Source organism: Pseudomonas sp. PA-4-8C (assembly GCF_021606625.1).
Taxonomy (GTDB): Bacteria; Pseudomonadota; Gammaproteobacteria; order Pseudomonadales; family Pseudomonadaceae; genus Aquipseudomonas; species Aquipseudomonas lactis.
In genome coordinates, this window is the sequence record NZ_WKCD01000561.1 from 1 (window position 1) to 994 (window position 994).

General features: G+C 46.9%; 1 protein-coding gene and 1 pseudogene. One reads left to right on the forward strand and one right to left on the reverse strand.

The window, feature by feature from the left end; genetic code table 11:
• A pseudogene (locus GIW04_RS30960) lies at positions 1-200 on the forward strand (hypothetical protein); the annotation flags it as partial.
• A 6-nt stretch (positions 201-206) separates the two neighbouring features.
• Here GIW04_RS30960 and GIW04_RS30965 read toward each other — a convergent pair.
• The gene (locus GIW04_RS30965; RefSeq protein WP_147412300.1) at positions 207-893 is read right to left on the reverse strand and encodes a hypothetical protein; all 687 of its coding nucleotides are present in this window, start codon (positions 891-893) and stop codon (positions 207-209) included.
• Between the last annotated feature and the right edge of the window lie 101 nt (positions 894-994).

Here is a 994-nt window from a genome sequence, read left to right on the forward strand (position 1 = left end):
ATCATGCGCTTCAAGTGTTGGGCCAGCGGCACGACTTTGAGGAATGGCAGGACACGGTATCTACTTTCCTGATCAACTTAGCAGCAGCACCAACCGATGAATCGGCGCGCTTCGTCAACATGTCGCGACCTGTTTTTGAGGTTAGCGAAAAACAGTCGCGACAGCTTGAGTCGTTCGCTCGTGAGGGCGTATCAAACTGAACCAAACTAGGCCGCTCTGCGCTTTTTGAAAATAACCCAATGTTCTTCAGATATCAGATAAGTGAAGTATTCGCACCTGCTCTTCCCGTCGACCCCCTCATATTCAATAAGCAGTTCCCCGATGGAACCTGCGCGAGAAGTATCAAAAATAAGCTCGCTTTCCCATTTCCCTCCAGACTTAATCATACCTATCTCTACTTTTGACAATTGATCGAAAGGAGGATCGAAAGTTACTATTACCTGATCAGCGGAATTGCCCGAATTTTCGAGGTAGAATTTGTTAATAGCTGTGTTCGGCCTACGACCGCCAGTCTTATATCCGATGGTAGCGCCGAAGTCAGCCGATATTGCACGTTCCGCTTCGGCCTGCTGAATTGTGAATGCCCGCTGCGCTGCTTCAATTTGCTTGATCGCCGCTGATGCCATTATCGACTGCTGCTCCACTGAGTTTTTCAACTCTTGAGCTTGGAGCTGTAACGCATCGGTACTTAACTTCAATTCTCTTCCTTGTTGCAAAAAGCCCAGGACCAACCAAAGAAATGCGATTGGCCCGAATGCTCCGGCAAGAAAGTCACCTAAAGCATTTAACTCAAGCTTTACAAAACTATCGAATTTAAATGCAACAGTCGCCGCTATCACAAGTAGATAGACGACTGTACAAAGGATGCCCCAAAACTCTAACTTTTTTGCCACGAACCACTCCTGATCCGGCTCCATGCCGGTTACGTGAAATGTCAAAATTTTTACAAAATCGCAAATACAATGTTACGGCACTAGCTCAGGCGGTGCAGTAT